This is a genomic window from Pantoea sp. sgz302252 (genome assembly GCF_042610525.1).
Classification (GTDB): domain Bacteria; phylum Pseudomonadota; class Gammaproteobacteria; order Enterobacterales; family Enterobacteriaceae; genus Erwinia.
Window position 1 is genome coordinate 473,834 of the sequence record NZ_JBHDVM010000003.1, and the last position, 10,966, is coordinate 484,799.

Genomic DNA, 10,966 nt, shown 5'->3' on the forward strand with positions numbered 1-10,966 from the left:
AAATGAAAAAGTTACCGATGATTTTAACCGGGCGTCGCGCTTTGACGCCTGTTTTGCTGGCGATGCTGCTGAGCGGCTGTGCCGTTGGCCCCGACTATCACCGTCCGGCGATAAACGTGCCGACCCACTATAAAGAAGCTAAGGGCTGGCGCGAAGCCGCGCCGCAGGATGCGCAGAACAAAGGAGAATGGTGGTCGGTCTATCATGACGACACGCTGAGCAACCTGCTGCGCCAGGTTTCTGTCTCTAACCAGAACGTGGCGCAGTATGAAGCGCAGTACCGGCAGGCGAGGGCGCTGGTCAGCGAATCCCGTTCGGATCTGTTCCCCAGTGCGACCTACAGCGGTTCGTCCACGCGCAGCGGCAGCGCGGCAACGGGAACGGGCCAGCGAACCGTCAGCGACAGCCATTCGCTACAGGCCAGCGCCAGCTGGGAGCTGGATATCTGGGGCAAACTGCGACGCACGCTGGAAGAGAACAAAGCCAGCGCCCAGGCCAGCGAGGCGGAACTGGCGAATATCACGCTTAGCGCCCAGTCTGAACTGGCACAGGACTACTTCCAGCTGCGCATTATGGATCAACAAATCGCGCTTTATCAGGAAAGCGTCAAGGCCTATCAGCGCTATCTCAACATCATCAATAACAAATACCAGGCTGGCAGCGAATCTCGCGGCACGCTTGCCCAGGCGCAAACGCAGCTGGAAAGCGCCCGTGCTTCAGCGCTCGATCTCAGCTGGCAGCGTGCGCAAACGGAGCACGCTATCGCCATTTTACTTGGCAAAACCCCGGCGGAATTCAGCCTGCCAGCAGCGACGGAAATAACGGCCAGGCTGCCCGCTATTCCGCAGGCCGTGCCGTCAACGCTGCTGGAGCGCCGTCCTGATATCGCCTACGCTGAACGCAACGTGGCCGCAGCTAATGCAGCCGTCGGCGTGGCGATTGCAGGCTACTATCCCGACTTAACCCTGAGCGCCAGCGGCGGCTTCACCAGTTCCGCGCTGCACAATTTGCTGTCGCTGCCAAACCGCGTCTGGTCGCTGGGGCCGTCGCTCAGCGGCACGCTGCTGGACTTTGGCGCAACCTCGGCGAAAGTAGAGCAGGCGAGAGCGGCCTATGACGCCGACGTTGCCGCCTATCGCCAGGCGGTGCTGACCGGCTTCCAGGAAGTAGAAAACTACCTGGTAGAGCTGAATACGTTACAGGATGAAATCGTGGCGCAGCAGAACGCCACGGCGGCGGCCCAGGAATCCGCACGCGTGACGCGCAACCAGTATGAAGCGGGCATGATCGACTATCTGGATGTGGCGACCACCGAAAACAGCAGCCTGAGCCAGCAGCAAAGCTTGCTGTCGTTGCAGAGCACGCAGTGGGTTGCCAGCGTGCAGCTCATCGCCGCGCTGGGCGGCGGCTGGCAGCAGACCGCACCCTAAAACCACAGGCCGCCGGAGGCGACTTCCGGCGGTTAAAGGTGGTACAGCAATGTAAGCCTGAAGTTAATGACAACCTGGTTAGCGCGCGTGTATACTATTTAAACAAATTGCAGTGGGAGGGATAATGGATCATAAAGAAAAACCAGTAGCGGCCAATGCCGGGCAGCTGGATACTTTGTTTCAATTGCTTACGGATGTTCAAGGCATAGAAGTTTCGGGCTCCTCACTGGAAGAGGTGCGAACAAACTTTCGTCGGGCTCGTAAAGCGAATTCAGGCTCAGAGGGATCGCATGCCAGTTTACGTAAGGCCCATCGATAAAATAGAGGTAAACCCTCTCTTTGATGACATCTGCGGTTTTTTTGGCTTTGACAGCGACGTAGTGGATGATTACGAACCCGAGCTTTCCTTAATTCAATACACATGGCAACAAAACAAACAGGTTGAAATCTATACATTAGCTCCCGAAGGTTTTCCTGGCCGTGTTAAAGATTCAAATTCGACCCTCGGCTCTTCCCCCTATTACATTGGGTTGTTTCACGGCCGTGTGATGCCACCTCCCGACTATGATCCACTAATCGTCGTTACCTTCCGTAAGTATGAAGAATTTGGCAAGCCGATGACGGCCGTTGTTTTGCATACGTTGATCGTTCATGACGAAATGTTTGGTACGAAAAAGCGTAAGCACGATGCCGCTCATATGCAGTGGATACGTCAGCGGTTAATCAATTTAATCGAAGCCAGAAAATCTCCTGATGATTACCGTTAACCAGGAAAAGTTTAATGCTTATTCAGATTAGCCAGCTGCTTGCTCCATAACAGGGCTTAACCAGCTTTAGTTTTCCGGGTTGGCATTTAAAATAACAGTTTGTTTTAAGTATGAACGTAATAAAGTTGACATCGGACAACATCAATCGCGACTCCTGCCTGGCGAAAAAGCACCGCTAAGAGCAGAAAACGTATCTGAAACGCGTAAATACTTCTGAATCTGATCGCATTCCGCTTCCTGAAATATTCCTCTCAGCCGCTGCTAAGACGGTCTCGCAGCCGTCGCTTAATAAAAACCTTACAAAATAAGGCCATATTTAAGCCCGATGCTTGCATTCACCTCGCCCTTATTGAATAATTTTGACGCTAAAAGAAACAATTTATTACGTAATCTACCGTGGCGCGCAAAGTATAAGTCTTTTTTATCAATGTGTTAATCGCCGCTGCTTTACCTGAATGGATAACAGGAACGTTCAAGGATGAATCAATACACTGTCGGGCCAGGCAAGGCCTGCCTGCTATTGCTGCTCGGCCAAATTTGTACTCCGCTCTACGCGGTGGCTTCCCCAACACCCATTAGCCAGGCGGCAGAAATTGACGCGCGCGAGCAAATGCGCCAGCAGGAAAGAGCACGTGCTATGGAGCGGCAAAACCAACCAGAGAGCGAGGCGCGCCTTGCGCGGCCAGCCATTGCGCTGCCCGACTATCCTGCTGCGGAACGGCCCTGCTTTCCGATAAAGGGCATAGCCTTAACCGGCGACGATGGCCGTTTCCAGTGGGCGTTAAAGGCGGCGGAAGACGCCAGAGGCCGCTGCCTGGGCGCGCAGGGGATCATGCTGGCGCTGAATAAAGTGCAAAACGCCATTCTGCAAAAAGGCTATATCACTACCCGTATCATGGCGCAGGAGCAGGATCTCAGCCAGGGCATGTTGACTCTGACGCTACAGCCGGGCCGTATCGACCGCATCCTTTTTACCCAACCCGTCTCAAAAAGGGCGCGGCTGTGGAATGTGATGCCTGCTTCGCCGGGCGCTATCCTGAACCTGCGGGATATTGAACAGGCGCTGGAAAATTTCAGGCGTGTGCCTGGCGTAGAGGCGGATATCAGCATTGAGCCGGGCCTTCAGGAAGCCACCAGCGATCTTAAAATCGCCTGGCGGGAAAGCCGCCCGGTGCATCTGAATATCGGTCTTGACGACAGCGGCGCGAAAAGCACCGGCAAATATCAGGGCAGCCTGACGCTGGCCGTCAATGCGCCTTTTGCCCAGAACGATCTTTTTTACGTCAGCCTGGGCAGGGATATGTTTGAGCATGGCCCTTACGCCAGCCGCTCCCGCACGGTTAATTACAACATACCTTATGGTTACTGGCTCTTCTCCGCTAACTACAACGACTACAGCTATCAGCAAAATATCACCAGCGCCAACGATACCCTGACCTACAGCGGCCAAAGCGAGAATACGCAGCTTGCTTTGTCCCGGCTGCTGTTTCGCAACCAGGCGCATAAAACGACATTCAATCTTCGCCTCTGGCGGCGCCACGCCACCAATGCGGTCAACGGCATTGATATCGCACAGCAGCAGCGCCGCACGGCTGGCTGGGAGCTGGGATTAAGCCAGCGCAGCTATTTCGGCAACGCCACAACGGATGCCAGCCTTAACTGGCGTAAAGGCACCGGCCTGTTTAACGCGCAGCCCGCGCCAGAAGAAAAATCCAATGACGGCAGCGCCAGAACTTCAATGTTTACCAGCGATATCAGCCTCAATCTGCCGATTGCCACCACATCATGGCGTTACCACACCAGCCTGCGAGGCCAGTGGAGCAGACATGCGCTGACGCCGCAGGACAGGTTGGCGATCGGCGGGCGCTACACGGTGCGCGGCTTCGACGGCGAACAGATGCTGTCGGGCGAGAAAGGTGCGGTCTGGCGCAACGAGCTGGCATGGAACCTGCGCCCGACCGCGCATGAACTTTACTGGGGCGTCGATTATGGCCGGGTTGGTGGACAAGGCGCCCGTTATCTGGCCGGAAAAGCGCTGGCAGGCAGCGCGCTGGGCGTACGGGGCGCGCTGTGGCAGCGGCTGAGCTATGACCTGTTTGTCAGTGTGCCGCTGGCTAAGCCAGCAGGCTTGCATACTTCCGGCGTCACCGGCGGCTTTAGCTTCAACCTCCAGCTGTAGCGACAGTTAACAAGGAAGTTATCAATGAATAAGAAATGTTATTGCCTGATCTTCAGCCGCACGCACGGCGAACTAAAAGTTGTTTCGGAACTGGCCCGAGGCTGTAGTGCCCGTTCAGGCCAGTCTCCAGCAGTGGCGGGCACGCGGTTATGGGTGACGCTGCGCCGGGCCTTCTGGCTGCTGGGGCTGGCGTTTAGCACGCCGACGCTGGCGGAAGGTATTGTCGCTGACGGTCGGGCTGCGCCCGCTCAGCGTCCGGAAGTCATCGCCACGCAAAACGGCCTGCCGCAGGTCAATATCAATGCGCCCAATCAGGCAGGCATCTCCCACAATCAATATCAACAGTTCGACGTTGGGCAGAAAGGCGCGATCCTCAATAACTCCGTCGTAATGACCCAAACGCAGCTGGCAGGCTATATCCAGGGCAATCCAAAACTTAACCCCAATGCCGCAGCGGCCAAAGTCATCCTTAATGAGGTCAACAGCAGCAATCCCAGCCAGCTACGCGGCTATCTGGAGGTGGCAGGCGGCAAAGCTAAGGTCATTGTCGCCAATCCGGCAGGCATCCTTTGCGACGGTTGCGGCACGATCAACGCCGGACGTATGACGTTAACGACCGGCAAACCGCAGCTGAATGCAGACGGCAGCCTGGCGGGCTATCAGATTGAACGTGGGGCGATCCGCATTACCGGCGGCGGCCTGAATGGCGATGCAAGAAACGATACGGAATATGTCGATCTGCTGGCGCGAACCCTGGAAGTCAACGCCGGAGTCAGGGCAAAAGAGAAAATAGCGGCGGTGGCCGGACGCAACCAAATCGACGCAGACGTTAACAACATCACTGCGCTCTCCGCCAGCGGCGACAGGCCCGAGCTGGCGATTGATATGGGGCAGATGGGCGGCATGTACAGCGGCGCAATCCGTATGATTGGCACCGAAGCGGGCGTAGGCGTGCGCAACCAGGGCGGCCATCTCCAGGCCGGGAAAACCCTGACTATCAGCAGCGAGGGCAAGCTTTTATGGCAGTCAACCGCGGCGGAATCTTATACCCAGGCAGGCGGCGATATCACGCTGACCGCGCGCGATACGGTAGAGCACCACGGAAAACTCTATAGCGGCGGCCAGCTTAAGGTGCAGAGCCACCAGGGCGAAATAGTCCAGTCCGGCACGCTGGCGGCGGCGGGCGATGTTACGCTTCAGGCGAAGCAGGCGATCCGCAGCAGCGGCCACCTCCTGGCGGGCAGCGATACCGAAAGCAAGCTAATCCAGCCAGCGAATCTGACGCTAAGCAGCGAAGGCGACATCCACGCCAGCGGCAGCCTGCTGAGCCAGAAAAACGTCAGCCTCAGCGGCAGAAACCTGGATATCAGCCAGAGTAGCCTGGCGGCAAAAGAAGCCGTGCTGACCGCCAAAAGCGGCAATGTCGTCATGAAACAGGCGCGGGTGGAAAGTCAGCAACTCACTGTTAACAGCGCGGGCAGCCTCGACTCGCAGCAGGCGCAAATCCAGGCTGGCGCCTGGCGCATTAAGGCAGAGAGTCTGTTTAACCAGAGCGGGATTTGGGCGCAGACAGGAGCGGAAGAGAGCTTCTTTGATCTGCGCGGCGGCCTGGACAATACCGATGGCAATATCGAAGCCCGCGAGCTTAGCCTGAACAGCGCCTCGCTGACCAACCTGCGAGGCAAACTGACGGCGCTGGGCGACAGCCCGACAAGCTGGCGCATCAGCGGCATGCTCGACAATCAATGGGGATTGATGGGCAGCAACGGCAGTCTGCGGCTGGAAGTTGGCGAGCTGGCTAACCGGCAAGGCAAAGTGCAGAGCGCGGCGGGCCTGAGCCTGACGGCGGAGAAAACCCTGAATAACGATGGCGGCGAGCTGCTTTCCGGCGGCGATCTTTTTTTACAGGGCACGCAGCTTTTTAATCGTGAGCAGGGCGTTATTCAAAGCCAGCAGAAGCTGAATCTCAGTCTGACCGATGCGCTTGATAACCAGAGCGGGCAGATCATCAGCGCGGGCAACAGCAGCATTAATGCCGCCTCGCTAAACAATCAGCAGGGAAAAATCCAGTCGCTGGCCAGCCTGGAGGCGCAGCTTGTCGGCTCGCTGGATAACCGCGGCGGCGTTTTATTCAGTCAGGGAAACCAGCATCTTCTGGCTGGCAGCTTGCTTAACAGCGAAAAAGGCAAAGCCAGCACCACGGGCGCGCTGTGGCTGGAGCTGGCGACAGGGCTGCTTGATAACATCGGCGGACAGCTGCTGGCTGGCGAACAGCTGCAAATCGACGCCGGGCAAATCGATAACCGCAGTGGCCTGCTCTACAGCGAAGGCGTGCTGCAGCTGACCTCAATCAGTAGCCTGGATAACAGTTCCGGCACGCTGCAAAGCGGCGGCGATACCAGGATTCACGCGGCCAGTTTGCTGAACACCGAGGGAACAATCAGCAGTCAGCAGCAGCTGGATATCCGGTTATCCGGCATGCTGAACAACAGCCAGGGCAGCCTGCGGGCTAATCAGGCGCTGCTGCTTGCCGCCAGCCAACTGGAAAACGAACAGGGCACGATCAACAGCGGCGGCACGCTCCAGGCAACAGCTGCTTCGCTGAATAACCAGTCCGGTACGATTATCAGCCAGGCGGCGGGCACTTATCAGCTGGAGGCACTGGATAATCGGCAGGGCAAACTGCACAGCGGCGGCACGCTGACGCTTAACGGCGGATCGATAGATAACCGCGGCGGCCAGCTGGTGGCTATGCAGGCGCTGATATTTACCGGTAAAACGCTGGACAACAGCGCTAACGGCACCCTCAGCAGCCAGCAGGCTTTAACTCTCCAGGCCGGTCGCATCGATAATAGCGATGGCGGTCGACTTATCGGCACAACCAGCCTCAGCGCGGTCGCAGATAGCCTGAACAACAACGCAGGCCGTGTACAGAGCACGGGAACCTTAACGCTGGCGCTGCGGCAAACGCTGGATAATCAGCAGGGATCGTTAGTCTCCGGCCAGGATTTGCAGCTCGACAGCAGTACGGCGCTGAGGTTGCTGAACCAGAGCGGCAGGATTGAGAGCAACGGCGCGCTGTCGATAGCGGCAGCAACGCTGGACAATCAGAACGGCACCTTGCTAAGCCAACAGACGCTGACGCTGGATTTACAGCAGGATTATATTCATCGCGCCGGAGAAACGCTCAGCAGCAACAGCGCGCTGATCCTGACTATCCACGGCACCTTCACCAATCTGGCCGACTGGCTGCTGCCCGGCAGGCTGACGCTGAATAGCGAGCATATGACCAATCTGGCCACGTTAGTAAGCAAAACGGCCTCGCTGACCACCGGCAAGTTGCTGAATCAGGGGCGCATTGAAGCCGATAGCCTGACGCTGCAAAGCGACAGCCTGGATAATCGGGCCACGCTGATGGGCGATGAAATCGACGTCAGCAGCCGCCTTATCGACAACCACGGCGGCGGCGCGCTGATTGCGGCTACGGAAAAGCTCAGCCTGCGAACCGGCGAAAGCCTGCTTAATCGCGACGGCGGTTTTATCTATAGCGGCGGCACCCTGGTGCTAAAAAGCGGCGATTTAATTGAAAACCGTGCCAGCAACATCGAGGCGGAAGGCGACATCATGCTGGAGGCCCGCCGCTTTAACAACCTGCGCGAAGGACTGGAAATCGAGCGGGAAGCGGAGCAGAGCGAATATAACTGGCATCGCTACAACTATTTCTGGCGCGCTTATGAAACCGCCAGCATTACCGATCCCATCGCGCCCTCTACCCAGCGACTGACTTTTCAGGATTTAAACGCGGCGGAAAACAATCCCTACGGCACCATCATCAATATCGATGCTGCCGGTAAGCGTGCAGAAATCAAAGTTAAAAATGCCCAGGGAGAAATGATCAACCTGTGGGTCAACTATCTGGCGCTGGTTCCCAATGAAGACGGCAGCTACAGCATGTCGTTTTATGAAGCTCAGGGAACGCGCAGGCAAACCGTGCCGACGCCTTATCATCAAACCGTCTGGCGCGAGCATGACAAAGGCAGAATGGAGCAGTGGGATCCGCAGCAGCATCTCGATTTTACCAGCAGCCGCTTTGTGGAAGATTACAGCCTGCTGCGGGAGCGCTCGGTAACGGGAACCCTTACTACAGACCGGCTGGTTTCGGCCGGAACTGGCGCCACGCTGCTCTCTGGCGGCGCTATGACCCTGCGCATCAGCCAGCAGTTGCTGAACGACGCCAGCGTTATCAGCGCTAACGGTGCGTTATCGATTGAAGGTTCCGGCAACATCGTTAATCAGGGCTATTCGGTCAACGAGCGGCGAGAAGAGTTTATCGTTGACCATTATGATAAATCCGGCAGCCACTGGTATCCCACATATAACCTCGATGAAACCACCGCGCTAACTACCATTGACGGCGTAATTAGCGGCTTTGGCAAAGTCATCCTCACTGGCGCGCATATTGAAAACACTACCGTCAATCAGGCGCAAATCAGTCAGGCGGAAGCGGCACAAAACGTGGCGGAGGCGGAACGCGCCGAGTGGCAGCGTAATCCGCTGGCAGCCAATAGCGCGGCTTTGCCAGGCGAGCTGCAACTGACCGGCCAGCAGCATCTGGCTGGCGTCGCGACCAGCATCCCCAATAACGCTTTGTTCCGTCAGCAAACCGCTGCGGGCGCGCCTTATCTGGTTGTAACCGACCCGCGCTTTACCGATAAAGGCCAGTTTATCAGCAGCGACTACATGCTGGAACTGATCGGCTATGACCCGTCGCAGGTGCTCAAGCGGCTGGGCGACGGCTACTACGAACAGCGTGTAGTGCGTGAACAGCTACTAATGCTGACCGGAAGGCCTTCCGAAAAAGGCGAAGACGCCATGGCGCTTTATCAGCAGCTGATGAATAACGGCGTCAAAACGGCGACGGACTTCCAGCTGGTGCCCGGCGTGGCGCTGACGCCCGCGCAGATTGCCGCGCTGGAACAGGACATCGTCTGGCTGGTCAGCGAAACGGTGGAAACCACCGACGGGCCGCAAACAGTCTGGGTACCTAAAGTCTATCTGGCTAATACCACCGTACGTCTGACCGGCGACGGCGCGATTATTGGCGGCGGCTCGTTGCAGCTGTCGGCAGACAGTATCAGCAACGCCGGAAACCTGTTTTCCGACACCGCGCTGGATATCGACAGTAGCCTGTTCGCGCAGCAGGGCGGCGATATTCGTGCGGACAGCATCAATGTTAAAGCCGACAATCTCAGCCTGAGCACCGACCTGCAAAACGCGTTGCGGCAGGCGAGTATGAGCGCGCGAGAACTGACGCTGACCGGCGGCGACATCAGCCTGAAGGGCGCCAGCCTTACCGTGACGGAAAACCTCAGCCTGAGCGCCAGCAACATCCTTAGCGTCGGCGCGGCCCGCAGCAGCAAAACCGCTGAACTTGAGGTGATTGCGGGCGCTATGGGCAACCGTAAAAGCGAAGGTATGGAAGAAGCGGGCAAAAGGATGGCGCAGGTCGGCGGCGAATGGCAGCAGGCGCTGGGCAGCAGCCTGTCGGCGGGCGGCAGCCTTAACCTTCAGGCCGGTCGGGACATCAGCGTTCAGGGAAGCCAGGCGCGGGCCGATGGTACCCTTACCGTTAAGGCTGGCGGCAACGTCTCGCTGTTGACTGAAACCACCACCAACAGTACGCATCTGCAGGCCAACAGCAGCACCTCTTCCGTCAGCAACAGCAGGCAGGAAGAGCGGCTGCTGGGCAGTTCGCTGAGCGGCGGAGAAGGAGTAGTTATTCAGGCAGGCGGCGATTTCGCGGCGGTTGGCTCGCAGGTTGCCAGCAGCCAGGGCGGCATCGCCCTGAGCGCAAAACAGGTTACGATTGAAGAAGCGCGCCAGCAGATAAACGACCAGGACAGCGAGCATAACCGCGTCGGCCTTACCACCAGTCAGCGGCAGATGACCACGGAGAGTAATACCGGCTCAGGCAGCGGTTTCAGCGCGCAGGGCGATATCGCCATTATCGCCCGCGAAGGCGATATCCGCGTTCAGGGCAGTTCAGTAGAGAGTGAAAAAGGCACGGTTGGGCTGAGTGCGGCTGGCGATATTGCCATTGCCGCCAGTCAGGATACCCGTGAGATGCAGATCTCCGGCAGCAGTAAATCCTCCGGAACCCTGAGCAGCAAACAAAACGCTTATCAGCAGCAGGAGCAAAGCAGTACCGCTTCCGGCAGCCTGATAAGCGGGCAGGCGGTGACGCTGGAAAGCGGCAGAAATATCAGCGTGGCGGGCAGCAGCGTGGTTGCCACCGACGATGTGTCGCTAAAAGCGGGCAACGATATCACCGTCACCACGGCGGAAAATTACTATCACGCCGAATCCGCCAGCCAGAGCAAAAAATCGGGCATTTCCGGCACCGGCGGCATTGGCTTCAGCATCGGCACCAACAAGCTGAAAACGCAGGACAGTGAAACCTCGCTGACGCATACGGGCAGCACTATCGGCAGCACCAGCGGCAGCGTAACGATAAGCGCGGGCAATGCCCTGACGGTAAAAGGCTCGGACGTGCTGGCCGGAAAAGACATCAGCCTGACTGGCAAAGAGGT

General features: G+C 57.6%; 4 protein-coding genes. All 4 read left to right on the plus strand.

What is annotated here, in order from left to right:
- The first annotated feature begins 2 nt into the window (after window positions 1-2).
- Window positions 3-1,430, plus strand: a complete 1,428-nt coding sequence (locus tag ACETPC_RS08375; RefSeq protein ID WP_380180389.1) for an efflux transporter outer membrane subunit — start codon at window positions 3-5, stop codon at window positions 1,428-1,430.
- Window positions 1,431-1,720: 290 nt separating this feature from the next.
- Window positions 1,721-2,197, plus strand: coding sequence for a hypothetical protein (locus ACETPC_RS08380; RefSeq protein ID WP_380180390.1), 477 nt, complete (start codon window positions 1,721-1,723; stop codon window positions 2,195-2,197).
- Window positions 2,198-2,675: 478 nt separating this feature from the next.
- Window positions 2,676-4,376 carry a ShlB/FhaC/HecB family hemolysin secretion/activation protein gene (locus ACETPC_RS08385; RefSeq protein WP_380180391.1) on the plus strand — a complete coding sequence of 567 codons (1,701 nt, stop codon included), beginning with the start codon at window positions 2,676-2,678 and terminating at the stop codon, window positions 4,374-4,376.
- A 24-nt stretch (window positions 4,377-4,400) separates the two neighbouring features.
- On the plus strand, window positions 4,401-10,966 hold a 6,566-nt coding region (locus ACETPC_RS08390), incomplete at its 3' end, for a hemagglutinin repeat-containing protein (RefSeq protein ID WP_380180392.1).